Source organism: Pseudomonas sp. Sample_22, from assembly GCF_004307635.1.
Classification (GTDB): Bacteria; Pseudomonadota; Gammaproteobacteria; order Pseudomonadales; family Pseudomonadaceae; genus Aquipseudomonas.
Window position 1 is genome coordinate 191,468 of sequence record NZ_RCNY01000032.1, and the last position, 23,818, is coordinate 215,285.

Genomic DNA, 23,818 nt, shown 5'->3' on the forward strand with positions numbered 1-23,818 from the left:
ATATGGACAACAACTTTCAAGAGTCGAATTGGCATGCAGGTCACTACCCACAGCAAAGATTTTTCAACAACCGCTCAAGTATCCCCGGAAGATCTGCACGAAGCAGTCAAGCTAGGGTTTCGCTCAATCATCTGTAACCGACCCGATCATGAAAGTGGAACGGATCAACCTACCAGTGCGGCCATTCAAGCCGAAGCCAAACGACTGGGTCTTGAGTTTGCCTATCTTCCGGTTAAGCCTGATGCCATCAGCGACCGTGACGTACTGGATTTTGGCCGACTACTGGACAGCTTGCCAGCACCCGTATTGGCCTTCTGCCGCACCGGTAATCGCTCAATCCGGCTCAGCCAAAAAGCGTCTGCGAGCACTCGAACCAAAGCCTCTATTGGCGTCCCCGATATCACCGTCGACATCCTTGTTATTGGCGCCGGGGCGGCGGGCATCGGCATCGTGGCAAGCCTGCTCAGGCGGGTTCCGGATCTACGAATCACGCTGGTTGAGCCCAATGAGCAGCATTACTACCAACCGGCCTGGACGCTGGTCGGCGGTGGAGCGTATGACGTGCGCAAGACCGCCAGGCCCATGTCGCAAGTCATTCCGCGCGGCGCCACCTGGATCAAGGCCGCTGTGGTCGAGGTCCTGCCGGACAGTAAACGCCTGAAGCTGAACAACGGTCAAAGTGTCGCCTATCAAAACCTCATCGTTTGCCCAGGGCTGAGGCTGGCCTGGGAGAAGATCGAAGGGCTGGAGGAATACCTGGGCAAGCATGGGGTGACGTCCAACTATCGCTATGATCTTTGCGACTACACCTGGCAGCTCGTGCAGGGCTTACGCCGCGGCAAAGCCCTGTTTTCCCAGCCCGCTATGCCGATCAAATGTGCCGGTGCCCCGCAAAAGGCGCTTTACCTGTCCTGTGATCACTGGCAAAAATCAGGTGTCTTGCAGGACGTGGACGTCGAATTCAATCTCGCTGGCGCCACCCTGTTCGGGGTGGCCGCCTTTGTCCCGCCACTGATGAAGTACATCGACAAATACCAAGCGCAGCTGGTGTTCGGCTCGAACCTGGTCAAAGTCGACGGTCCGGGCAAAACCGCCTGGTTCGAAAGCAGGGACGAGCAGGGTACCCTCAGCCGGCACGCCAAACGTTTCGACATGCTTCACGTGGTGCCGCCGCAGGTAGCTCCAGACTTCATTCGCTTGAGCCCCCTGGCGGACGCCGCCGGCTGGTGCGAGGTGGATCCAGGGACGCTGCAACACAGCCGCTACCCTGAGGTATTCGCTCTGGGGGATATCTGCTCCACCAGCAACGCCAAAACTGCTGCCGCAGCCCGCAAGCAAATCGTCGTCGTGGCCGAGAACCTCCTCGCGCTGCGTCGCCACCAGCCCATGCCGCTGCGCTACGACGGGTACGGGTCGTGCCCACTCACGGTGGAGAAGGGCAAGGTGGTGCTGGCTGAGTTCGGCTACGGCGGCAAATTGCTGCCTTCCTTTCCCCTGGATCCGACGGTCGCCCGGCGTGCTGCCTGGTTCCTGAAAGCCAGGTTTCTGCCGTGGTTTTACTGGAACGGCATGCTTAAAGGCCGTGAGTGGCTGACGAGCCTCTCCAGGCCTGAGTGAGGGGCGAGCATGCTACTGAGTGGAATGTTCGGTATAGCCATCGGTATCATCCTTGGCCTGACCGGTGCCGGGGGCGGCATTCTGGCCATCCCGGCGCTGGTGATTGGCCTGGGCTGGTCCATGACGCAATCAGCACCTGTGGCGCTTTTCGCCGTCAGCGCCGCCGCCACATTAGGGGCTATTGATGGCCTCAGAAAGGGCCTGGTGCGCTATCGCGCCGCGCTGCTGATGGCGCTGTTAGGTGCTGTCTTTTCGCCCTTGGGAGTGTTCTTTGCTCATTCACTGCCCGACACTGTGCTGATATCGCTTTTTAGCGTGGTGTTGGTCGTTGTGGCGATACGCATGATTCGACAGGCCTGCAGCACTCAGTCTGAAAACAGAGGCGATGAGCCGCGCTGGCAACACAAAAACTGCATGCTCAACCCACAGACCGGTCGCCTGCGCTGGACCCTGGAATGCTCGACCACTCTGGCCATCGTTGGCTCGGTTTCAGGGCTGCTCACGGGGATGCTCGGCGTGGGTGGAGGGTTCTTGATCGTACCTGCATTCCAACAACTGACTGATATCAGGATGCATGGCATCGTGGCCACTTCGCTCATGGCCATCGCCTTGATTTCAGCCTCTGCCGTGACAGGCGCATTGTTGGCCGGTGCCCACATCACCGCGGCCGGCGGCATGTTTATCGCCGCCAGTGTGGTCGGTATGCTACTGGGCAGAATCCTCTCCCCGAGGCTGCCCGCCAAAGTCATTCAACTGGGCTTTTGCGCCGTGTGCGTTGTGGTTGCAAGCTACCTGATGCTCAAAACCTGGATGTAGAAAGCCCACCGGGGTTAGCCCTGTTCAACCCTTTAGGACGTTCGAGTGTTGAACCGCAACCAAGTCTCGTCCTGCTTCTCATTTTTTCCCTGCCAAGACCTGCTGCTCATTTCGATCATTAAGTTGTCAGTTTCGGTCATTGAGCGGCCGCTGGACTGCTCATAGTCTGTAACCCATGAAAGAGGGGCGCCAAAGAGCGCTCACACTTTTCCGTGATCGCTCGTTGTGGAGTTACCGATGACCGCCGCTCATTACCCGCACCTGTTGGCCCCGCTGGACCTGGGTTTTACCACGTTGCGCAACCGCACCCTGATGGGTTCGATGCACACCGGCCTTGAAGAAAAACCAGGTGGTTTCGAGCGCATGGCGGCGTACTTTGCCGAACGTGCCCGGGGTGGGGTCGGCCTGATGGTCACCGGCGGTATCGGCCCGAACGATGAGGGTGGCGTCTACTCTGGCGCGGCCAAGCTGACGACCGAGGAAGAAGCGCTCAAGCACCGGATCGTTACCCGTGCGGTGCACGAGGCGGGCGGCAAGATCTGCATGCAGATTCTCCACGCCGGCCGTTACGCGTATAGCCCGAAGCAGGTCGCGCCAAGCGCCATTCAAGCGCCTATCAACCCGTTCAAGCCTAAAGAGCTGGACGAGGAAGGCATCGAGAAACAGATCCGCGATTTCGTCACCTGCTCGACCCTGGCGCAACAGGCCGAGTACGACGGCGTCGAAATCATGGGTTCGGAAGGTTATTTCATTAACCAGTTCCTCGCGGCCCACACCAACCACCGCACCGACCGTTGGGGCGGCAGCTACGAAAACCGCATGCGCCTGCCGGTGGAAATTGTCCGTCGGGTGCGTGAGGCCGTTGGCCCGAACTTCATCATCATTTTCCGTCTGTCGATGCTCGATCTGGTCGAGGGCGGCAGTACCTGGGAAGAAATCGTGCTGTTGGCCAAGGCCATCGAGCAGGCGGGTGCGACGATCATCAACACCGGCATCGGCTGGCACGAAGCGCGGATTCCGACCATCGCTACCAAGGTGCCGCGTGCGGCATTCAGTAAAGTCACCGCCAAGCTGCGCGGTTCGGTGAACATTCCGCTGATCACCACCAACCGCATCAACACCCCGGAAGTGGCCGAACAGATCCTGGCCGAAGGCGATGCCGACATGGTGTCCATGGCGCGGCCGTTCCTCGCCGACCCGGACTTCGTCAACAAGGCTGCTGAAGGCCGCGCTGATGAAATCAACACGTGCATCGGTTGCAACCAGGCGTGCCTGGACCACACCTTCGGCGGCAAGCTGACCAGTTGCCTGGTCAACCCGCGTGCCTGCCACGAAACCGAACTCAACTACGTGCCGGTCCGGCAGGTCAAGAAGATCGCTGTGGTCGGTGCCGGTCCTGCGGGGCTTTCCGCCGCCACCGTGGCAGCCGAGCGCGGCCATCAGGTGACGCTGTTCGATTCGGCCAGCGAGATCGGCGGTCAGTTCAACGTGGCCAAACGTGTGCCGGGCAAGGAAGAGTTCTTCGAGACCCTGCGTTATTTCGCTCGCAAATTGCAGACCACCAACGTCGAGGTGTGCCTGAACACTCGCGTGGATGTGGCGAAGCTGGTTGAGGGCGGTTTCGACGAGATCATCCTGGCGACGGGGATCGCGCCAAGGACTCCGGCGATTCCGGGCGTCGAGAACGCCAAGGTTTTGAGCTACCTGGACGTGCTTCTGCAACGCAAGCCTGTAGGCAAGCGCGTAGCAGTGATCGGTGCCGGCGGCATCGGCTTCGACGTCTCGGAATTCCTCGTTCACCAGGGCCAGGCCACCAGTCTGAATCGCGACGAGTTCTGGAAAGAGTGGGGCATCGACACACACCTCCAAGCGCGCGGCGGTGTGGCCGGGATCAAGGCTGCACCCCATGCACCGGCCCGTGATGTATTCCTGCTGCAACGCAAGAAATCCAAGGTCGGCGACGGCTTGGGCAAGACCACCGGCTGGATTCACCGCACCGGTCTGAAGAACAAACAGGTGCAAATGCTCAATAGCGTCGAGTACCTGAAGATCGACGATGAAGGCCTGCACATTCGCATCGGTGAAACCGGTGAGCCACAAGTATTGCCGGTGGACAACATCGTGATCTGCGCCGGGCAGGACCCGCTGCGTGAGCTGCAGGATGGCCTGCTGGCGGCGGGCCAGAACGTGCACCTGATCGGCGGCGCGGATGTCGCGGCGGAGCTGGATGCCAAGCGGGCGATCAATCAAGGTTCGCGGTTGGCGGCTGAGTTGTAATTTGCAGGTTTAGCCTACCCATGGCCATCGCGAGCAGGCTCGCTCCTACTTGGATCCCCTGTAAGAGCGAGCCTGCTCGCGATGGCTGCCTTTGAGCGACTAGAATGCTGGCTCTTTACCCAGAACCGGCAGCGATGCATTTCTCCCCTAGCGACTGGCTCCCTGAAGCCCCTCTCCAACGCCTCCACCTCGACTGGCTGACCACAGCCGGAATCGAAGTCGCGATCCTGCGTCTGGACCAGATCGATCCGCTGATCAGTGGCAACAAATGGTTCAAGCTGATCGAACACCTCAACATTGCTGCACAGTCCGGCGCCAAAGGCATCATCAGCCTGGGTGGGGCTCACTCCAATCATTTGCATGCACTGGCGGCGGCCGGCCAACGATTTGGCTTTTGCACCGTAGGCCTGTTGCGTGGGCACCCTCAGGAAACCCCTACGGTGAGGGACTTGCAGGCGTTCGGCATGCAATTGCACTGGCTGGGTTATGGCGGTTATCGGGCGCGGCATGCAGCGGATTTCTGGGTGCCATGGAAAGCCCGCTATCCCGACCTGCAACCTGTACCGGAAGGTGGCGGCGGTTTGCCTGGGGCGCGTGGCTGCATGCAGCTCAAGGCTCAGGTCTGCAAGCAATTGAGCGCTCTGGGCTGGAGCGATTACGACGGTTGGTGGCTGGCCTGCGGGACAGGAACGACCTTGGCCGGATTGGTACTGGCCGAAGCGGGGGAGCATCAGGTTTACGGTGCACTGGCGGTGCCTGACGATCATGGTGTGAGGCAGCAGGTTGAAGTGATTCTCGAGGAGGCGGGTTTCACAGAACCGGCTTATGAATTACTCGACGCCAGTCGTGGCGGTTTCGCCAAAGTCGATCCGTCGCTGCTCGAATTCATCACGCAAACAGAGCAGGCCTGCGCAATCCCGTTGGAACCGCTTTACACCGGCAAGGCATTGCTGGTGCTCAGGCAGCAGGTCGAAGCAGGCACATTCAAAAAGGGTGCACGCCTGATCTTCGTTCATACAGGCGGTTTGCAGGGACGCCGTGGATTTCAGTGAGTCAGGACGGTTAAGTCACCACACGCTGGCGAAAATGAGCGATCAGATGTAGGCCGATTCTGTTTGTGCTGTATTTTCAGTTTTATGCTTGAGTGATAAAGACCGTTGATTAATATTGGTCGGGCATGGCCGTTATTTAAAGCGAATAACAGTTTTTGGCAGTTAAAATCTTGTAATCAAAGGAATGAGCATGAACGAAAACATGAATGGAGTCCGTGGCGAAGTAACTGAGTACACGTGGGGAAGATTGTGGTCCGACGGGACTCGGGAGTTTAACAATGGCGCCCTTTTGTATGCGGACGGCTCACTCGAGTTTGATGGCCTGACGTTCTATCCTGATGGGGTTATCATCGATGCGGCGGGGCGGCAGGTCGGCCTGGCCGAGCCCATCGACGAGACGCAAGATCTTGGGCAACCAGCGATTGACGAAGAGCCAGGTTCTGTCGAACAAGAGGAAGTGGAAGATGCCGCGAGTCCAGTGGATGAACTTCAAGCGTTGAATATTGAAGATTCGGATGACGTTGAGAGTTACATGTCGCTCGGTGGCGATGAACGTTAATTGATATTGCAATAGTTCAAGTTAAAAAGAGCCGTAGCACTCTGCTGAGTACTACGGCTTTTCTTTATTGATTTTGCGGCATCTCGCCGTTGGCCAGACGTTTGTTGATATCGGCGATCACTTCCGGCAAGTCGGTGATGGTATCGATCATGTAGTGCGGGCGTGAGCCTTCGAACAATGCATGAATGCGCTTGCGTTCGCTGGCAAGTTTGTCGCTGGCCAGTGCGCGATAACCTTCGTAGTCCAGGCCCAGTGCATTGCCCGAGCAAATCAGTGCCACGGTCCACATGCCGGCGCGACGGCCTTCGAGAATGCCCGGTACGGTGTCGTCGATTTTTACGCAGGCTGCGACATCGTCGATGCCCAGGGCAATCACGTTGGCCAGCGCCTGAGCGGGCCATGGGCGTCCATTCGGTACCTCGTCAGTGGCGACGACATGGTCAGCGACGTAACCGTTGGTGGCGGCCAGTTCGACGACTTTATCCATGACTTGTTTTGGATAGCCGGAGCAGGAGCCGATCTTGATCCCTTGCTGGCGCAGGTTGGCAATGGTGTCCAGAGCGCCGGGAATCAGTGCCGAGTGCTCGGCGATTTTTTCGATCTGCAGCGGCATGAAACGCTGGTAGATGGCGGTCACGTCATCGTCAGTCGGTGTGCGGCCAAATACTTTGCGATATCGCTCGGCGACTTGCGGTTGATCGCAAAGGGTGCGGATGTGATCCCACTTGCCCATGCCCATCGGGCCTCGGGCTTCTTCGATGGAGACCTGGACATCGAACTCGGCGAAGGCTTCGACGAAGATCTGCGTCGGCGCGAATGAACCGAAGTCGACGACAGTGCCGGCCCAGTCGAGGATGGCGGCTTGCAGCGTGGTTGGGTTGGTGTAGTTCATGGCAATTAAATTCCTGAGTTGGCAATACGGTTCAATGCAGGAGTGAGCCTGCTCGCGATGGCGGTGTGTCAGTCGACATCAGTGGTGAATGTCAGGCCGCAATCGCGGGCAAGCCCGCTCCCACAGGGGAATGTGGTGTGACTTAAATCTCCAACACTTCCATCTCACGCAGCACTTCGCCAATCGCGGCCACGGCTTCGCGCATTTCGGCCGGCTGAACATGGCCAATACAGCCAACGCGGAAGGTTTCGACCTGAGTCAGTTTGCCCGGGTAGAGGATGTAGCCCTTGGCCTTGACCCGTTCGTAGAATTCCTTGAACTGGTAGCGTGGATCTTTCGGCGCGTGGAAGGTGGCGATGATCGGCGCCTGGATCGCCGCTGGCAGGAAACTGCGCAGCCCCAGCTTGCTCATCTCTTGCATCAATGCCTGGCAGTTGGCGGCGTAGCGCTCGTGTCGGGCCGGCAAGCCGCCTTCTTCGTTGTATTGCAGCAGGGCCTCATGCAAGGCGGCGACCACGTGAGTCGGCGGGGTGAAGCGCCATTGGCCGGTCTTGGTCATGTAGGTGTGCTGGTCATACAGGTCCATCGCCAGCGAATGCGAGTTGCCGGCGGCACTGGCCAGGGATTCTTTGCGAGCGAAGACGAAGCCCATGCCCGGCACGCCTTCCAGGCATTTGCCCGAGGCGGCGATCAGTGCATCGAACGGGATCTGTTGAGCGTCGACCGGCAAGGCGCCGAAGGAACTCATGGCGTCGATGATCAGACGTTTGCCGTGTTGCGCGATGACCTGGGCGATTTCGGGCAGCGGGTTGAGGATGCCGGTGCTGGTTTCGCAGTGGATCAGTGCAACGTGGGTGATACCGGCATCGGCCCGCAGCAGACGGTCGACGTCGGCGGCCGTGGTCGGTTCGTCTTCGGCGGTTTCGAAGGTGCTGAACGAGCGGCCGAGCACTTCGCAAATTTTCGCCAGGCGTTTGCCGTAGGCGCCGTTGATCAGCACCAGGACCTTGCCATCGCGAGGCACCAGGGTGCCGATTGCCGCTTCGACGGCAAAAGTGCCGCTGCCTTGCAGTGGCACGCAGTGGTGAGTGGCGGCGCCGTTGATGATCGCCAGCAGTTGCTCGCAGAGGCTGGCGGTCAATTGGTTGAAGCGGTCATCCCATGAACCCCAGTCAACCATCATTGCCTGGCGGGTGCGGGCCGACGTGGTCAACGGGCCAGGGGTGAGCAGGATAGGGGCGGCAATACTCATTCTCGTGTCCTCGCATTCGATGGGATGAAGCGTTGGTGCCTAAATTGCAATTTGCCGGACTATCAATCAAATTGTTTGTTGTTATGCCAGCCATCAGTGAGGGTTATCCATGAACCTGTTCCAGCTTCGCGCCTTCGATGCCGTGGCCCGAGAGGGCAGCTTTACCAGAGCGGCAGCGCGCCTGTTCATCAGCCAGCCGGCGGTGACCGGCCATATCAAGGCGCTGGAGGAGCATTACCAGATCACGCTGCTGCGCCGTACCGCACGACGGGTGGAGCTGACGGAAGAGGGCACCAAACTGGCGGCGATTACCCGGGCGATGTTTGGCCTGGCGGACGAGGCGCAGGTGATGCTGGAGGCCAACCGGCAGTTGCTGACCGGGCGTCTGGAAGTGGCGGCGGACGGCCCGCACATGGTCATGCCGATGCTTGCCAGCCTGCGTGCGCGCTATCCGGGGATCACCGTGAACTTGCGCCTGGGCAATGCTCAGGAAACGTTGGCGGCGCTATTGTCCGAACATGCCGACGTGGCGGTGCTGACCGAGGTCGAGCCGCGCAAGGGCCTGCATCTGCAAGCCCTGAGCGAATCACGCATCTGTGCATTGGTGCCCGATGGGCACCCGTGGGCGCATCGAACCCAAGGCGTGCCGCTCAAGGAACTGGATCAAGTGATCATGGTGTTGCGTGAGCCGAGTTCGATTACCCGGCGCACGTTCGATGAGGCGTGCACCCAGGCCAGGGTCAACCCAAGGGTGCTGCTGGAGCTGGACAGTCGCGAAGCGGTGACCGAGGCAGTTGCGGCGCAATTGGGGGTCGGCGTGGTGTCGTCGGTGGAGGTCAGCCATGATCCGCGGGTGGCGGCGGTACCGATCATTGGCGAGGGATTGGTAAACCGGCACATGATGGGGTGCATGGAGCGGCGGCGGGATTTGCGTTTGATTCAGGCGTTTTTCGAGTTGGCGCCTGGGGGGTAGACCGAGGTGCGCCCATCGCTGGCAAGCCAGCTCCCACAGGTTTTGTGTCGTTCACAAGATTAGTGGCCAACACAAATCCCTGTGGGAGCTGGCTTGCCAGCGATGAGGTCGGCCCTGCCTAAACAAGACTATCGCGCACCATTTCCAGAAAAGTCGCCACCACCCGCCGCGAACTCTGCTCGCGTAAACACACCAACGTTTCGGTTAACCGCCGCTTGCAATCGGTGATCGGCAGTGCGCAAACCCTCGAGTCCGCACCGAACTCGGCCGCCGAAACCACGCCCACACCGATCCCGACCACCACCGCCTCCCGTGCGGCTTCGCGGCCTTCCACCTGAATCGCCGGGCGGATGCGCAACCCTGCGCCGGCCATTTCTTCTTCCAGGGTCTGACGGGTGACCGAGCCGATTTCCCGCAGCACCAACGGCGTGTCGTCAAGATCCGAGAGGGTGATGGACTCGCGGTCGGCCCATGGATGATGGCGTGATACGAACGCCACCATCGGGTCGTTGCGCAGGGGCAACGAGAGCAGGCGCTCATCGCTGACATCGCGTCCCAGCAATGCCAGATCGGCTTGATAGTTGAAGAGCCGGAACAGTGATTCATCGGTGTTGCCCGTTTCGATCTTCACGCTGATGCCCGGGTAACGCTCGCAAAACCTGGCGATTTGCGGCAACACATGCACAGGCGCGTCCACCGCCAGAATCAGGCTGCCGGTCTGCAAGGCCTGGGAATCCTGCAACAGCTCCTGGGCCTCGGCTTCGATCACGAACAACTTTTGCGTGACGCCGAGCAAACGCTCGCCCAGATCGGTCAGGCGTACCGAGCGCTTGTTGCGATGGAACAGCAACACGCCGTAGCGTTCTTCGAGCTTGCGCACCTGGTCGGAAATCGCCGGTTGCGTGAGAAATAGCCGCTCGGCGGCTTTGGTAAAGCTTCCGTGCACGGCCACGGCATGGAAGGCTTTGAGTTGGGCGTGGGAAACCGACATGGGAATCTCCATTAACAAGCTGAGCTTATTTTGGAAATACGATAAATCGATTTCATTTATTTATCAGTCATTGTTTTTATGTACCTCAGCCCTGGTGACTGTCAGTCGAACAGCAGTGGGGTGCCATGAGCCTGGTGGATCAACAGGACTCATCTGACCGCAATCGCCTACAGGGACAAGGTGATTTCGCAGTGCTCAACAATAAAAAAGACAGGCGTTTTCATTTAATTCTGCCGGCACACTCAACCCTGAGGTCAGAACCACAATGAACAAGCACATCGGCACCATCAAGCGTTGGCGCGTGCAGATTTTCGCGATCACCTGGCTCGCCTACGCCGCTTTCTACTTCACACGCAAAGCGTTTTCAGTCGCCAAGCTGGGGATCGGCGAAGACCCGACGTTCATGCTCGACAAGATGGCCATGGCCAACCTCGACGCCATCTACCTGACCGCTTACGCCGTAGGCCAATTCACTTGGGGCATCCTCGCAGACCGTTTCGGGCCACGGGTCGTGGTGCTCGGCGGCTTGGTCATCTCCGCCGCGGCGGCGCTGGTGATGGGCAACTTTGCAACACTGCCGATCTTCGCGACCTGCATGCTGATTCAAGGCCTGGCGCAGTCCACCGGTTGGTCGGGACTGTGCAAGAACCTCGGCAGTTTCTTCCCCTCGGAGCAACGTGGGCGTGTGCTGGGCTTATGGAGTTCGTGCTACGCCTTCGGTGGTCTGGTGGCCTCTCCGTTTGCTGGCTGGTGGGCGTATACGCTCGTCGGCAGCTGGCATGCGGCGTTCATTTCCAGTGCGGCGGTGGTTGGGCTGGTTGCCGTGCTGTTCTTTATTTTTCAACGCAACAAACCCCAAGACGTCGGCTTGCCGGCAGTTGAACCTGAGCCTGAGCTGACCGCCGAACAGGCCGACGCGCAAAGCAGAATCAGCATGTGGGTGCCGTTGAAGGAAATCCTGCGCAATCGCACGGTGCTGGTGTTGGGGCTGGCGTATTTCATGCTGAAACCGGCGCGCTACGCGATTCTGCTGTGGGGGCCGGTGATTGTTTTCGAGCAGATGCCCTCGGTGGGCAAGGTCGGGGCGGCGATCATTCCCACCGCGTTTGAGTTGGCAGGGTTGCTCGGGCCGATCCTGATTGGCCTGGCCTCGGACAAACTGTTCGGCGCCCGACGCATGCCGGCCTGCGTGATCAGTCTGTTGGCGTTGACCGTATCCCTGGCGTTTTTCATGGGTGCCCTGCACACCGGCAGCGTGGTACTGGTGGTGGCGCTGTTGTTCGTCATGGGCCTGACACTCTACGGGCCGGACTCGATGATAAGTGGCGCTGCCGCCATCGACTTCGGCACTGCAAAGGCAGGCGCGACAGCGGCCGGGTTCGTCAACGGCTGCGGTTCGGTCGGGGCGATTCTCGGTGGTTTGCTGCCGGGCTACTTTGACACCGTTACCGTTTTCATCGTCTTTGCCGGCTGTGCGATGTTCTCCGCACTGGTACTCATCCCACACTGGAACAGCCGCCCCAATGGCATGGGTACTCCATTCGCCTGCGTACCCAATCAAGCGATAACCGTCAAACCTCTGGGTACCTGAATCCTTTCCCTCGTCGCCTGCTGCATCTGCGGCAGGCCGGCTTCCGGCGAAGCTTGCAGCCATCGTTGGCAAATCCTGACTTTTTATGGCTTGAGGTCGGTGCGATTGACCAGCCAATCGAGTAACAAGCGGGTATCGCTGCGCGGCTTTTGCTGGCGAACTGCTGGAATCGAGGGGTGTTGTCTGAAGCTCGCGCAAAAGACTGGGCGGTCGGGGTCGCTGTCGATGAAACTGACCAGCCCGTCGCTACCCGCCAGGGGCATGCCGGTCGGATTGAACCCGGTGTTCGCAGTCGACAGCACGACCGGCAACCAGAGGTCGGCAGGTGCTTCGCAGTCGCTGGTTGTCGCCGGCCACAGACGTACCTGGATTCGCCCTTGATCATCCTCAATAGCCGGCTTGCCCGCCGGACCACACACCCGGGCAGGCTGGAAACCGGTGATGCGCGGCCGTTCTTGTTCAAGCGCCGGCCGGAACACCGTTGACCAAGGAATGGCGCAAAACTGATTGTGGTAATGCCGGGGTGTGCTTGGGCAAGCCTGCTCCAGAATCGAATCCTGCCGCCCTTGATGCTGTGCCTGAATGACCAGCCATTGATCGTTGAAACCCCGCAACGGATGTTCCGCCACCTGCACGATGCACCCGCTGCGCAATCGGCAGTGGTTGCTCTGCCCATGGATTTTCACCTGCTGACATCGCAGGCGCTCCAACTGCCGTCGACCCAGTTGCTCGCGATGACGCTGTGGGTGAACAGGGCTGGACAACGAGCGCGGCGAAGAGTGATTGACGGCGCTATCCCCGATAGCTGCAATAGCGCGATTTCGGGCATCCACCTGGAGCGGCAAAGACAATAAATCGTGGCGTTGGAACAGTTCGCTGATCACCGGTGATTGAGCGATCGTGAGCATGTCGTTTTGAAAGGGCATCAGCAGCGGTTCCTGCGGGAAACTCAGGCTGTCATCGGCAAAAATCAGAACATGGCCGGCCCGGTGATGTTCGAAGTGGTAGTGAATGCCTTCTTCCTCGCACAGCCGTTGCAGCAGCGCGAGATCGCTTTCCTCGTACTGAATGCAAAAAGGTCGCAGGGGATAGTGGCTGTCTTGGAGCTCGAAGCGGAAGCTGCTGTCGGGTAAACCATGTTCTTGCAACAGTCGACCCAGGATCATCGGCACACTGAGGTGCTGGAAAATGCGTCGTGATCTGTGCCGCTCCAGCGCCTGAAGTGCAGGCACCAGTATCAGTTTGTAGCCCACCCGCCGATGGCCGCGATGTTCGTGGCTGGCGCTGTGCAGTACGCCATGAATGTAGTGGCCATGGCCGATAACCAGAAGTGCCGGTTGTTGCAGCAGTCGCTCAAGGGGCAGGCCCGGAGCGAGGCCGATGGCATCGATATCGAATCGATAGGGTTGATTGAGAGCCTCGCGGCCACTGAACTGCACCACCTGCAAACTCAAATTGTCGTCGAGCAGTGTCAGGGTGAAGGGACTTTCCTTGTCGTTGTGCATTGATCGCGCTTCTACCGAGGAGTACGGGTGCGAAGGGTACGAAACCATGACCCTTGATAGTCATCGCGAATCGTAGTTTCAGAAATGCCCTACAAAAGCCGGTGAAGATGTCGATCCTGCCGTTGAGAATTTTTGGTCGATTGCCAACTTTAGGCCGTATAAACTTGGCGCCATGCGTCGGCCAATAGATGTCTCGGCGCCATAGACAAGAGAGTGAGTAATGGGCGCACAGTGGAAGGTTAAACACAAAGAAGCGGCAGCTAACGCCAAGGGCAAGATCTTCGGCAAACTGGTGAAAGAAATCACCATTGCTGCACGCAACGGTGCCGATACCGCCACCAACGCACACTTGCGTCTGGTGGTGGAACAGGCCAAGAAAGCATCGATGCCCAAGGAAACACTGGACCGCGCCATCAAGAAAGGTGCGGGCCTGTTGGGCGAAACCGTGCAATACCATCGCGTGACATATGAAGGGTTTGCACCGCATCAGGTGCCGTTGATCGTTGAATGCGTGACCGACAACATCAACCGCACCGTTGCTGAAATCCGCGTCGCATTCCGCAAGGGCCAGTTGGGCGCCTCCGGTTCGGTGGCCTGGGATTTCAACCACGTGGGCATGATCGAAGCCTCGCCGGACACCCCGGATGCGGATCCGGAAATGGCTGCGATCGAAGCCGGTGCCCAGGATTTTGAACCGGGTGAAGAGGGCGCGACCCTGTTCCTGACCGAGCCCACCGACCTGGATGCGGTTCAGAAAGCCTTGCCTGAGCAGGGTTTCACCGTGCTGTCGGCCAAACTGGGCTACCAGCCGAAGAACCCGGTCAGCGGCCTGAGCGACGAGCAGATGGCTGAAGTCGAAGCGTTCCTTGAAGGCCTCGATAACCACGATGACGTGCAGGACATGTTTGTCGGTTTGGCGGGTTAATTTGTTTCGCCAGTGACACCGTCATCGTCGGAACGTCGCCCGGAGCAAGCTCGCTCCCACAGGTTTTGCGCTGTCCCTGTGGAAGCGGGCTTGCCCGCGATTGACCGCATAGCGGTCACCCGCAACTCAATTGCTGCAAAATCTCGTTAAACCCCGGCCGCATCAACACATCCGGCTGACAGCAGCGCTGCTGCAACGCATCAAGCCGCAGTCGATCCGCATCGCTCAATCCCGAGTCGATCCTTTCCAGCAATTCCCCCAGCAGCACCCCGAACGCTCGCACTTCGATCCGCTGCAATGCACGGCTTTCCAGGTTGTCCTGGGTGGCATGGAATGACGCTGCGCCAAAGTCTCCCAGCAGGCAATCCCCGTGTTCGTTCCACAGGATGTTGTGGCCGTAAAGGTCGCCGTGAGTGATGCCACGTCGGTGCAGATGCCCGGCCACTGAAGCGATACCACGCGCGATACGCAGGGCGACAGCGGCGCTGAAGCGGGTGTCATCGGCATAGACGTCACGGCTGCAGGACGCCAGGCTCGGCAGCCCGGCGAGGTTGCGATGGCTCGGGGCGATCAGCTGCATCACCAGCCCGTCGGTTTGTTGCGGGTGATCGACAATCCGGCCTTCTACGCGGATCAGGTTGGGGTGAATGCCAGCGGTGATGCAGGCGTTCATTTCGTGCAGCGGCGAGCCATCGCTGGTCATTTCGCCTTTGTAGAGTTTGACCGCTACCGTTGTGGCGGGCTGGCCGGGTTTCGTCCAGGAAGCGCGATGGATCACGCCGGAAGCGCCTTCGCCCAGTTGTTGTTCCAGTTGCAGTTGCGACCAGGCAATGCTCGGTGTGGCTTCGAGGGCGGTGGCATCGGCTTCGGTTTCCAGCGGGTTGCCGGCGTAGGCCAGCCAGCTCAGGCTCGGCAGGCGCAGCAGCCATTCCGGCAGCGCGGTCAGGCGGTTGGCGGCAATGCGGATCAACTCGAGTCGATGGCAGTTACGCAGACTGTCGGGTAACTGTCGCAAGCGGTTGCCCGCCAGCATGAGTTTTTGCAAGTGCGGACGTTGACCCAGTTCGCTCGGCAGTTCACTGAGGCAATTGTCGGTCAGGATCAGCCAGCGCAACAGCGGCGGCAGCGCCTCTGCCGGGACGTGTTCGATGCGGTTGGCCTTGAAGCCGACCATGGTCAGCGCCGCACATCGGCCCAGGCAAGCCGGCAGTTCGGTAAACAGATTGTCCGAGCAGAACAACACCTGCAAACGGCTCAGGCGATGCAGGTCGTCCGGCAGCTGGGTCAAGGCATTGCCGCTGAGGTTGAGCACTTCCAGCGAGTCCGCCAGGTCGAAAATTTCCCGGGGGAACTGTGTCAGGTTCTCGCTGAGGTCGAGGCGAGTGATGCCTGCCAGCGTACCGGCGCGCAGTTGTGCAACGGTGTGCATGAACGGGTTCGCTATTTGATCCAAAGAATGGGCGGCATGATAGCGGGAAGAACGCGACGGTGGCGCTACCGTCGATGCAAACCCCGCCTCAAACCGGTTCCCGAACCTCTTTGAGCTGCCCCAGCCGGCTGCGCGTGCGCGCCAGATCGATGGCATCGGCGTGCAGGCTTTCGCGCAATGAGCGCTGGCCGAGCAGAATCAAATGTTTGTCCTGATCGTACAAAACGTCCACCAGATTGATGAAACGCTGCTGGGCGGCAATCGAGCAGTCGGCCAGATTCGGCAATTGATCGATGATCCAGTGATCGAAGCGTCGGCACAGTTCCAGGTAATCCATGACGGCCGTAGGCTGATCGCAAAGATCAGTGAAGTTGAAACCGACGGTGCGTCCCTCGCAGTAACGGGCGGGCAGATGACGAGTGCCGACAGCCAGGGCAATGGCCGCTGCGCCCGTCGCCGGCAGGTTTGCCGCATGACGCTGCGCCGGTGTCGCGGGCCAGACGTATTGGCCTTGGGTGAACAGTTGCTGTGCGTGGGTTCTGGCATGGCTGCGGTAGTCGTGTGGCCCGCCGACTTCCATCACCAGCATGCGCGCGTTGATCAGGTCGATCACCGGTTTGAAACGCGCGTGGTACAGCGGGTTGGGCAATAGACCTTCCGGCGGGTAGTTGGACGTGACCAGCAGCAGGATCTCGCGGCGAAACAGCGCCTTGAACAGCCGCGTGATCAGCATGGCATCACCGATGTCGTGAACGTGAAACTCGTCGAAACACAGCACGCGGCAGTCGCTCAGCATTTCATCGAGCGTGGTGGCCAGCGCATCCGCTTGCTCACGATGGCCGAACATCCCTTGGTGTAGCCGGGCGAAGAACTCATGGAAGTGCACGCGCTGCTTTTGCGCGAGCGGGATGGCTTGGAAAAAACCATCGAGCAGCCAGCTCTTGCCGCGGCCCACGGCGCCGTGCAGATACAGCCCGGGAAGGTTTTTTGATCCGCTTTCAAGCATTGAACGGGCGTGCTGCGCCATGCAGTCGATCACCCTTTGCTGGCTGTGACTGAGGGTGTAGCCCTGGGCGCAGGCCTTTTGCTGAAAGTGGTCGCGGATGAGCCGTTCGCTGGCCGAGCCACTGGAAGAGGCAGTCGACGCTTTGCCGAAGAGGCGACGCAACGATGGCCAGCGTGATGCGAGTCGCGAACGGTTGGTCGATCGAGCGGCCACTGTAGATATCACCCCGTAAACTTCTGGCAGGCCCCCGGCCTGCGGCGGCATAGTTTAACCAGTTGGGTAATTTTGCTTCCAGTTGTGCCGACGAAAACCCGAGAATCAAACCCCTGCAGGAGCAAGCAGGCTCGCTCCCGCAGGTTTGTGTTATCGGCCTCGGCAATCCCTACCGCTCAATGCTCCGATTCCAGCGGGCATTCCACGCCGGGCGCTGTTCGTTGACCTGGTCCCAATCCACCGCAATCGCGGTTTCCAGGTATTGCTTCATCGCCTCGACCTGCCCACGGGTGCGGTCGGTGGTGGGGGTGTTCGGGTTGGAGGGGATCTGATCCCCGTCTTCGAGCGCAGCAGCCTGGGCTTGTGGCGTGAGCAGGAACGCGGCGAGTTTTTGCGCGAGTTCCGGTTGTGTGTTGTTGGCGATCGCGCATTCGGCGACGTTGAGCACCACCGCGCCTTCTTTCGGCTGCGCGTACTCCACCGGCATACCCTTGAGTTTGAGCGCAGTGACCTGGGTCGGGGTCAGCGGGAACAACGCGGCTTCGTCGGTTTGCAGCATTTCGGAAATTTTCGCCGAACTCGGAATGTACTCCAGCACGTTGCGCCCGACGCTGTTTGGCCAGGCTTTGAAGCCCGGGTCGACGTTGGTTTCAGTACCACCCTGTATCCGGTTGAACATCAGGAAACCATGCAAGCCGAACGTCGACGAGGCCATCGACTGGAACACCAGCTTGTCTTTGAAACGCGGGTCGGCCATGTCCATCCACGAGGTTGGTGCAGCCCAGCCTTTCTCTTTGAACAGACGCGTGTTGTAGGCCAGCCCGGTGACGCCGAGGCTGACGGCTACCGCTTCATCCTTGATCCGTCCCTTGGCCGGAATCTGTTGCAGGGTCGGGCTGTCCTGCAGTTTGTCGCACAGGCCCATGGCGATGGCGCGGTACATGATGCCGTCGTCGAGGAACATCACATGCATCTGCGGGTTGCCTTTGCTGGCCTGGACTTTGGCCAGGATGTCGGCGGAGGTGCCGGGCACGATGACCACTTTGACGTTGTTGGCCTTCTCGAAATCTGGCAGCACTTTGTCGGCATAGAGCCGCTCCATGGTCCCGCCGTTCATGCCCAGGTAAAGCGTCGGTTCGGCGTGAGCCTGGGTGACGCTGAGCAGGGCGCTCATGCAGGACAAACCGAGCAGAGCAGTGCGTTTGACGTTTTTCATTGGCGCGACCTTCCTCTATCAAGCTACGGAAATGGAGTGAAAACGGTTGATGGAAAACGCATCCAGCGACGTCTTTGGCGCGCCGCTACAGATGATCTCGCTGAGTGCCTGGCCCACCGCGGGGCCGATCTGGAAACCGGCACCGGCAAAGCCAAACGCATGCAACAGGCCCGGCCGGGTACGACTGTGGCCGATCACCGGTTGGCGATCGGGCAGGTAACCTTCGGTGCCACTCCAGGTACGGATCGCCTGGGCCCCTTCAAGGAACGGGTAGAGTTCGACCGCCTGGCGGAGGATTTCCAGCATCGCGCTTTGGCCGGGGCGGGCGCGGGCGTCGTCCAGGGCAAACCCTTGACCACCACCCAGCACGCAGTTGCCACGTGCGACCTGGCGGGCATAGATACCGCCCCCCTCGACGCCGGTGCTGGCATCCATCACCAACGGCAAGGGTTCGGTGACCAGCATCGCCGGATGCCCGGAGTGCATCGGCACCGGTTCGCCGAATTGTGCAGCCAGGTTGCCGGCCCAGGCACCTGCGCAGTTCAACAACCACGGGGCGCGCCATTCCAGTCCGCTTTGGCTGCGAACACGGAAACGCTGGCCGTCATGTTCAACGGCGCTCACCGCACACTGCTCATGCACCTGCGCACCATGCCGCCGTGCCGCCTGCGCAAACGCGGGGGACACCAGCCGCGGGTTGGCATGTCCGTCATCCGGGCAATACGAAGCGCCTACCGCCACGTCACCAACCCATGGAAAACGGGCGCGCAATTGCGCACGGTCCAGTAGTTGCAGATCAAGGCCGAAACCCTGGCTGCTGGCGGCGTAGTCTTGCAGTGCGCGCAGATCATCCAGGCTGCGTGCCAGTTTCAGATGACCGCTGCGTTGATACTCACCGTCGATGCCGATCAATTGTGGCAACTGCGCCCAGAGGGCATGGGCTCGTTGCGACAATGGCAACTGTGACAGCGGACGGCCCTGGCGTCGCACGCCGCCGTAATTCACTCCGCTGGAATGCGAGCCGCAAAAATCCCGTTCCAGCAGCGCGACCCGCTGACCGCCCTTGCTCAGGAACAGCGCGGCGCAAGACCCGACAATGCCGCCACCGATGATCACCGCGTCGACTTCGATCATGCTTCGATCTCCAGGCCAAACGGCAAAGGCTTGATCGGCGCTTGTGCCCGCAGCCGGCCGATCCCGGACACTGCACGCCCGCTCTCGCAGGCAATGATTTCCGCGGCAGCGGCGCCACACATCCGGCCCTGGCAGCGGCCCATGCCGACCCGGCAGTGCGCCTTGACCCGATTGATTTCCCAATGCCCTTCACGCACGACTTCGCGAATTTCGCCGGCGCGGACTTCTTCGCAGCGGCAAACCATCACGTCATCGGCGGCATCCGCAGCCCAGTGTTCGGGAAAGGCAAAGGCGCGTTCCAGCCCCTGGCGAAAATCGCCGATGCGCGACAACGCCTGTTCCAGATGCGCGGCGCGTTGCGGCTCGATCAGGTAGCCAATGTCTTCGAGCAATGCCAACGCGGCGCGCTCGCCGGCCATTTCCGCTGCGTCGGCGCCCATGATGCCGGCGCCGTCACCGGCCAGGTACACCTGGGCAACGCTGCTGCGTCCGGCACTGTCTCGCGTTGGCAGCCAGGCGCGGTTGAGGGGGTTCCAGGCGAATTCACAGCCGAGCAGGTCAGCCACTTGGGTTTCGCTGCGCAGGCCATGGGCAAAAGCGACAGCGTCACAGTCCAGTCGGTGTTCCGCGTTGGCGCGGGTCCAGCTCAGTGATTGCACACGGTGTCCGCCGTCGATGCGACTCAGTGTGGCGCCCTGATGCACCGCAATCCCATGGGCGGTCAGCCAGCTGCGGTAATAGACACCTTTGGCCAGCGTGGCCGGTTGTGACAGCAAGCCGGGCAGGGCGCGCGCCTGGGCGCTGAAGGGCGAAGTGTCGAGCACCGCGACGACATTCGCGCCGGCCTTGGCGTATTGATAGGCGACGAGGTAAAGCAACGGTCCGCTACCGGCGAATACCACGCGCTCACCGATGGCGCAGCCCTGGAATTTCAAGGCGATTTGCGCAGCGCCGAGGCTGTAGACCCCAGGCAACGTCCAGCCCGGCACCGGCAGAATGCGGTCGGTGGCGCCCGTGGCGACGATCACCCGGGAAAACTCCAGACGCGCGGCGCGGCCGTCGTGCAAGGTATCGAGAGCGCCGTCTTCGGCGTTCCACACCAGTGTCTGCGGACGGTAGTCGAGCTGCTCGCGCAGTGTGTCGATAGTCCGGTGCAAAGCGCCGGCCTTGCGCGCCTCGAAGCCATAAAGCTTGACCGCAGAGCGTTTGAAATTGGCCGGTTGGCGCCGATAAATCTGCCCGCCGCCACGCGCCGCTTCGTCCAGCAGCACTGGGCGCACGCCATGGGCAACCAGGGTTTGTGCTGCACGGATACCCGCAGGACCGGCGCCGATGATGACAACGGGTTTCATAGACAGCGTCCCGGTTCGCGGTTGATCTGTTGTCCGGCTTCCAGCAGGGTCGAGCAGGCGCGTACGCGGCGGCCATCGCCCAGGCGCACCCAGCAGTCCTGGCAGGCGCCCATCAGGCAGAATCCGGCGCGGGGTTCGGCGCTGAAGTCGCTGCCGCGCAAGTGTTCGCCACAGGTCAGCAGCGCCGTCAGCAAGGTGTCGCCGAGCAGGCCGCTGGCCGGTTGGCCGTCGAGGGTAAAGTCCAGGGCCGGGCGGTCGCCTTCGGCCAGTCGTTTCAGCAGAGCCATGGCGTCCTCATTGTTTCCCTACCAGAACCCGATCCAGGCCATAGACCCGATCCAGCAAAATCATGGTCAGTGCCGTCAGCGCGATGACCAGTGCCGATACCGCCGCCATCATCGGATCGATGGATTCGGTGGCGTACACGTACATGCGCACCGGCAAGGTCTGCGTGGCCGGCGAGGTGACGAAGATCGACAGCGTGACCTCGTCAAAACTGTTGATGAATGCCAGCAGCCAGCCGCCGGCCACACCGGGCAGAATCATTGGCAATGTGATCTGCCGGAACAGCGTGAAGCGACCGGCTCCCAACGATTGCGCGGCATATTCGGCACTGCGATCCAGGCCGATGGCCGAAGCCAGGACCAGTCGCAGCACATACGGTGTGATCACCAGCACGTGGGCGAAAATCAGCCAGGCGAAGCTGCCGTTGACCCCCATCAGCGCGAACAGGCGCAGCAACGCCACCCCGAGTACCAAGTGCGGAATGATGATCGGCGAGAGGAATAGCCCGTTGAGAAAATCCCGGCCGGGAAACTCGAAACGGGTGATCGCCAGCGCGGCAGGCACGGCCACCAGCGTCGCCAGCGAGGCGGCGCTGAACGCCAGAATCAGGCTGTTGTAGAACGCATCGACAAAGTCGGCGCGTTCGAACACGGCACGGAACCAGCGCAGGGAAAACTCCGTGGTCGGCAGGCTCAGGGTGTTCTCCGGGGTGAAGGCCACCAGGCACACCACCACCAGCGGCGCCATCATGAACAGCACCACCAGGGAATGAAACAGCAGGGCGAAAGGACCGTTCCTGGACATGACGAATTATCCCAATGACTTCTTGTAGCGGCCTTCGATCATGCGGTTCCACGACAGCATGATCAGCAGGTTGATGAGCAGCAGGGCCACGGCAATTGCCGCGCCCATCGGCCAGTTGAGCTCCGACAGGTACTGGTCGTAGATCAGCGTGGCGACCATCTTCAGACGGCGTCCGCCGAGCAGGCCGGGAATCGCGAAAGAGCTGGCGGCGAGGCCGAATACGATCAGCGTTCCGGACAAAATGCCGGGCATGACCTGCGGCAGCACCACCTGGCGGATCACCGTGAAGTGACTGGCACCCAGTGAAAGCGCAGCCTGCTCAGCGGCGGGATCGAGTTTTTGCAACGAAGTCCAGACCGGAATGATCATGAACGGCAGCATCACGTGGACCAGTGCAATCACCACCGCGAACGGCGTGTAGAGCAGTTTCATCGGCGAGCCGCCGAGCGCTTGCAGGGTCTGGTTGACCAGGCCATCGGCGCCGAGCAACAGGCTCCAGCCGAAGGCGCGTACCACCACCGAAATCAGCAGCGGAGTGAGGATCAGGATCAGGAAAATCGAGCGCCATGGGGTGCCCATGCGGCTGAGGATGTAAGCCTCGGGGACGCCGATCAGCACGCAGAGCAGGGTGGTCAGAGCGCTGATCCACAAGGTCCGCAGGAAGATTTCATAGAAATACGGATCGCCCAGCAGGCTGCTGTAGTGCTCGACGGTGAAGGCGTTGCCGTTGATCCCTGTGCTGTAGTCGAAGACGTTGAACGACAGCACCAGCGTCAATGCCAGCGGGATCAGCAGCAGACCGAGGTACAAGGCCAGGGCCGGTGCCGACAGCAAGTAGCCTTGGCGACCCTGGCGGATGGCGGCGAATGCACTCATGCGCTCACCTCGTCGACAGTCAGTACACGCAGCAGTGCGGCATCCCAATCGAGGCCAACGGCTGTGCCTTCGCTCAGCGGTGCCGAGCCATCGTTGCGGCGTACCACGCAGAGTTCACCGAGGGGCGTCGACACGCTGTAGAGCCATTGGCTGCCGAGAAAAAAACGGCTGGCAATCTTGCCCTGCAAGCGTCCATGACCGGCGTCACGCAGATCGATTTTTTCCGGGCGCAGGCTCAAGGTCAGATCACCGTCACCACGACTGCACACCTGAACCCCACCGCTGCTGTCTCGTTCACCGGGCAGCAGATTGGCCTTGCCGACGAAGCCGGAAATGAACTCGGTGCGCGGGTGTTCGTAGAGGGTGTAGGGCGCATCGATCTGGGTGATCCGGCCAGCCTGCATCACCACTACGCGATCACTGATCGACAGCGCTTCGGATTGGTCATGGGTGACCATCAGCGTGGTGATCCCGACTTCGCGCTGGATGCGGCGGATCTCGAATTGCATCTCTTCGCGCAGGTTGGCGTCGAGGTTGGACAGCGGCTCATCGAGCAGCAACACCGGCGGCTGGATGACCAGTGCCCGCGCCAGGGCGACACGCTGGCGCTGGCCACCGGACAACTCCCGAGGGTAACGCTCGGCGTGCTGATCGAGGCGAACCAGTTTCAGCACGCGGTCCACCCGCTGCCGGATTTCGGCGCTCGGCACCTTGCGCATCCGCAGGCCGAAGGCGACGTTGTCCTTGACGGTCATGTGCGGGAACAGTGCGTAACTCTGGAACACCACGCCCAGGCCACGGCTGGCGGGTTTGGCGTGGGTGATGTCGCGGCCATCGAGCACGATGCGCCCACTGGTGACTTCGACGAAGCCGGCGATCATTTGCAGGGTGGTGGTTTTGCCGCACCCGGAAGGGCCGAGCAGGGACACGAACTCGCCTTTTTCCACCGAGAGGTCGGTGGCGACCACGGCGTAGATGTCACCGTAGCGTTTGCCGAGTTTTTCAAGTTGCACAAAAGCCATGACTGCGCCTCCACCTGGGATTGTTATGCGT

General features: G+C 60.6%; 21 protein-coding genes and 1 pseudogene. 9 read left to right on the top strand and 13 right to left on the bottom strand.

From position 1 onward, the window contains the following. Positions 1 to 33 precede the first annotated feature (33 nt). The 6 genes and pseudogenes from D8U73_RS29715 to D8U73_RS08915 form a co-directional block, all read left to right on the top strand. Positions 34 to 342 (top strand): annotated as a pseudogene (locus tag D8U73_RS29715) (TIGR01244 family sulfur transferase); the annotation flags it as partial. 42 nt (positions 343 to 384) lie between these two features. Next, on the top strand, positions 385 to 1,617 hold the full coding sequence (locus D8U73_RS08895) for an FAD/NAD(P)-binding oxidoreductase (protein WP_347238262.1): 1,233 nt from the start codon (positions 385 to 387) through the stop codon (positions 1,615 to 1,617). A 9-nt stretch (positions 1,618 to 1,626) separates the two neighbouring features. Next, positions 1,627 to 2,433, top strand: coding sequence for a sulfite exporter TauE/SafE family protein (locus tag D8U73_RS08900; protein ID WP_130904259.1), 807 nt, complete (start codon positions 1,627 to 1,629; stop codon positions 2,431 to 2,433). A gap of 237 nt (positions 2,434 to 2,670) precedes the next feature. Then, positions 2,671 to 4,710: an NADPH-dependent 2,4-dienoyl-CoA reductase gene (locus tag D8U73_RS08905; RefSeq protein WP_130904260.1), complete on the top strand. Its 2,040-nt coding sequence runs from the start codon at positions 2,671 to 2,673 to the stop codon at positions 4,708 to 4,710. A 134-nt stretch (positions 4,711 to 4,844) separates the two neighbouring features. Next, complete coding sequence (locus D8U73_RS08910) at positions 4,845 to 5,762, top strand: pyridoxal-phosphate dependent enzyme (protein ID WP_130904261.1); 918 nt, start codon at positions 4,845 to 4,847, stop codon at positions 5,760 to 5,762. 190 nt (positions 5,763 to 5,952) lie between these two features. After that, positions 5,953 to 6,321 carry a hypothetical protein gene (locus D8U73_RS08915; protein ID WP_130904262.1) on the top strand — a complete coding sequence of 123 codons (369 nt, stop codon included), beginning with the start codon at positions 5,953 to 5,955 and terminating at the stop codon, positions 6,319 to 6,321. A gap of 64 nt (positions 6,322 to 6,385) precedes the next feature. Here the strand turns inward: D8U73_RS08915 and phnX are convergent, their stop codons facing one another. Next, complete coding sequence (gene phnX, locus D8U73_RS08920; protein ID WP_056854679.1) at positions 6,386 to 7,213, bottom strand: phosphonoacetaldehyde hydrolase; 828 nt, start codon at positions 7,211 to 7,213, stop codon at positions 6,386 to 6,388. Between the two features lie 142 nt (positions 7,214 to 7,355). After that, positions 7,356 to 8,465, bottom strand: a complete 1,110-nt coding sequence (locus tag D8U73_RS08925) for a 2-aminoethylphosphonate--pyruvate transaminase (protein ID WP_056854678.1) — start codon at positions 8,463 to 8,465, stop codon at positions 7,356 to 7,358. Positions 8,466 to 8,574: 109 nt separating this feature from the next. On the opposite strand from D8U73_RS08925, the gene D8U73_RS08930 reads away from it, so the two are divergent. Then, positions 8,575 to 9,438 (top strand): LysR substrate-binding domain-containing protein, encoded by an 864-nt coding sequence (locus D8U73_RS08930; protein ID WP_056854677.1) that lies wholly within the window; start codon positions 8,575 to 8,577, stop codon positions 9,436 to 9,438. 118 nt (positions 9,439 to 9,556) lie between these two features. Here D8U73_RS08930 and D8U73_RS08935 read toward each other — a convergent pair whose 3' ends face one another. Beyond that, the gene (locus D8U73_RS08935; RefSeq protein WP_056854676.1) at positions 9,557 to 10,429 is read right to left on the bottom strand and encodes a LysR family transcriptional regulator; all 873 of its coding nucleotides are present in this window, start codon (positions 10,427 to 10,429) and stop codon (positions 9,557 to 9,559) included. Positions 10,430 to 10,694: 265 nt separating this feature from the next. Between D8U73_RS08935 and D8U73_RS08940 the strand changes: the two genes are divergently transcribed. Further along, on the top strand, positions 10,695 to 12,020 hold the full coding sequence (locus D8U73_RS08940) for an MFS transporter (RefSeq protein ID WP_056854675.1): 1,326 nt from the start codon (positions 10,695 to 10,697) through the stop codon (positions 12,018 to 12,020). Between the two features lie 83 nt (positions 12,021 to 12,103). Here the strand turns inward: D8U73_RS08940 and tssI are convergent, their stop codons facing one another. Next, a complete protein-coding gene (gene tssI / locus D8U73_RS08945) occupies positions 12,104 to 13,525 on the bottom strand; it encodes a type VI secretion system tip protein TssI/VgrG (protein ID WP_130904263.1) in 1,422 nt (473 codons plus the stop codon). A gap of 220 nt (positions 13,526 to 13,745) precedes the next feature. On the opposite strand from tssI, the gene D8U73_RS08950 reads away from it, so the two are divergent. Continuing rightward, on the top strand, positions 13,746 to 14,450 hold the full coding sequence (locus D8U73_RS08950) for a YebC/PmpR family DNA-binding transcriptional regulator (protein ID WP_056854673.1): 705 nt from the start codon (positions 13,746 to 13,748) through the stop codon (positions 14,448 to 14,450). Between the two features lie 115 nt (positions 14,451 to 14,565). On the opposite strand, the gene D8U73_RS08955 is transcribed toward D8U73_RS08950, so the two are convergent. From D8U73_RS08955 to D8U73_RS08995, 9 genes are all read right to left on the bottom strand, one after another. After that, entirely contained in the window at positions 14,566 to 15,879 is a 1,314-nt protein-coding gene (locus D8U73_RS08955; protein ID WP_130904264.1) for a leucine-rich repeat-containing protein kinase family protein, read from the bottom strand. An 88-nt stretch (positions 15,880 to 15,967) separates the two neighbouring features. Beyond that, entirely contained in the window at positions 15,968 to 17,098 is a 1,131-nt protein-coding gene (gene zapE / locus D8U73_RS08960; protein ID WP_130904265.1) for a cell division protein ZapE, read from the bottom strand. A 169-nt stretch (positions 17,099 to 17,267) separates the two neighbouring features. Continuing rightward, positions 17,268 to 18,314: an ABC transporter substrate-binding protein gene (locus tag D8U73_RS08965; RefSeq protein WP_130904266.1), complete on the bottom strand. Its 1,047-nt coding sequence runs from the start codon at positions 18,312 to 18,314 to the stop codon at positions 17,268 to 17,270. A gap of 18 nt (positions 18,315 to 18,332) precedes the next feature. After that, positions 18,333 to 19,448: an FAD-dependent oxidoreductase gene (locus D8U73_RS08970; RefSeq protein WP_130904267.1), complete on the bottom strand. Its 1,116-nt coding sequence runs from the start codon at positions 19,446 to 19,448 to the stop codon at positions 18,333 to 18,335. Next, positions 19,445 to 20,800: an NAD(P)/FAD-dependent oxidoreductase gene (locus D8U73_RS08975; RefSeq protein ID WP_130904268.1), complete on the bottom strand. Its 1,356-nt coding sequence runs from the start codon at positions 20,798 to 20,800 to the stop codon at positions 19,445 to 19,447. Before D8U73_RS08975 ends, D8U73_RS08970 begins: the two co-directional genes overlap by 4 nt. Further along, positions 20,797 to 21,087, bottom strand: coding sequence for a (2Fe-2S)-binding protein (locus D8U73_RS08980; protein WP_056854668.1), 291 nt, complete (start codon positions 21,085 to 21,087; stop codon positions 20,797 to 20,799). Before D8U73_RS08980 ends, D8U73_RS08975 begins: the two co-directional genes overlap by 4 nt. A 7-nt stretch (positions 21,088 to 21,094) precedes the next feature. Then, on the bottom strand, positions 21,095 to 21,889 hold the full coding sequence (locus tag D8U73_RS08985; protein ID WP_056854667.1) for an ABC transporter permease: 795 nt from the start codon (positions 21,887 to 21,889) through the stop codon (positions 21,095 to 21,097). Between the two features lie 6 nt (positions 21,890 to 21,895). Continuing rightward, positions 21,896 to 22,765 (bottom strand): ABC transporter permease, encoded by an 870-nt coding sequence (locus D8U73_RS08990; RefSeq protein WP_130904269.1) that lies wholly within the window; start codon positions 22,763 to 22,765, stop codon positions 21,896 to 21,898. After that, the gene (locus D8U73_RS08995; protein ID WP_130904270.1) at positions 22,762 to 23,787 is read right to left on the bottom strand and encodes an ABC transporter ATP-binding protein; all 1,026 of its coding nucleotides are present in this window, start codon (positions 23,785 to 23,787) and stop codon (positions 22,762 to 22,764) included. Before D8U73_RS08995 ends, D8U73_RS08990 begins: the two co-directional genes overlap by 4 nt. Positions 23,788 to 23,818: the final 31 nt, after the last annotated feature.

Excerpts from the sequence above, each read along its gene's own strand:
- D8U73_RS08950 (WP_056854673.1), top strand. The coding sequence starts at position 13,746 with ATGGGCGCACAGTGGAAGGTTAAACACAAAGAAGCGGCAGCTAACGCC.
- D8U73_RS08940 (WP_056854675.1), top strand. The coding sequence starts at position 10,695 with ATGAACAAGCACATCGGCACCATCAAGCGTTGGCGCGTGCAGATTTTC.
- D8U73_RS08915 (WP_130904262.1), top strand. The coding sequence starts at position 5,953 with ATGAACGAAAACATGAATGGAGTCCGTGGCGAAGTAACTGAGTACACG.
- D8U73_RS08980 (WP_056854668.1), bottom strand. The coding sequence starts at position 21,087 with ATGGCTCTGCTGAAACGACTGGCCGAAGGCGACCGCCCGGCCCTGGAC.
- D8U73_RS08985 (WP_056854667.1), bottom strand. The coding sequence starts at position 21,889 with ATGTCCAGGAACGGTCCTTTCGCCCTGCTGTTTCATTCCCTGGTGGTG.
- D8U73_RS08965 (WP_130904266.1), bottom strand. The coding sequence starts at position 18,314 with ATGAAAAACGTCAAACGCACTGCTCTGCTCGGTTTGTCCTGCATGAGC.
- D8U73_RS08910 (WP_130904261.1), top strand. The coding sequence starts at position 4,845 with ATGCATTTCTCCCCTAGCGACTGGCTCCCTGAAGCCCCTCTCCAACGC.
- D8U73_RS08930 (WP_056854677.1), top strand. The coding sequence starts at position 8,575 with ATGAACCTGTTCCAGCTTCGCGCCTTCGATGCCGTGGCCCGAGAGGGC.
- D8U73_RS08995 (WP_130904270.1), bottom strand. The coding sequence starts at position 23,787 with ATGGCTTTTGTGCAACTTGAAAAACTCGGCAAACGCTACGGTGACATC.
- D8U73_RS08925 (WP_056854678.1), bottom strand. The coding sequence starts at position 8,465 with ATGAGTATTGCCGCCCCTATCCTGCTCACCCCTGGCCCGTTGACCACG.
- D8U73_RS08900 (WP_130904259.1), top strand. The coding sequence starts at position 1,627 with ATGCTACTGAGTGGAATGTTCGGTATAGCCATCGGTATCATCCTTGGC.
- D8U73_RS08905 (WP_130904260.1), top strand. The coding sequence starts at position 2,671 with ATGACCGCCGCTCATTACCCGCACCTGTTGGCCCCGCTGGACCTGGGT.
- D8U73_RS08955 (WP_130904264.1), bottom strand. The coding sequence starts at position 15,879 with ATGCACACCGTTGCACAACTGCGCGCCGGTACGCTGGCAGGCATCACT.
- D8U73_RS08970 (WP_130904267.1), bottom strand. The coding sequence starts at position 19,448 with ATGATCGAAGTCGACGCGGTGATCATCGGTGGCGGCATTGTCGGGTCT.
- D8U73_RS08990 (WP_130904269.1), bottom strand. The coding sequence starts at position 22,765 with ATGAGTGCATTCGCCGCCATCCGCCAGGGTCGCCAAGGCTACTTGCTG.
- D8U73_RS08975 (WP_130904268.1), bottom strand. The coding sequence starts at position 20,800 with ATGAAACCCGTTGTCATCATCGGCGCCGGTCCTGCGGGTATCCGTGCA.
- D8U73_RS08935 (WP_056854676.1), bottom strand. The coding sequence starts at position 10,429 with ATGTCGGTTTCCCACGCCCAACTCAAAGCCTTCCATGCCGTGGCCGTG.
- tssI (WP_130904263.1), bottom strand. The coding sequence starts at position 13,525 with ATGCACAACGACAAGGAAAGTCCCTTCACCCTGACACTGCTCGACGAC.
- phnX (WP_056854679.1), bottom strand. The coding sequence starts at position 7,213 with ATGAACTACACCAACCCAACCACGCTGCAAGCCGCCATCCTCGACTGG.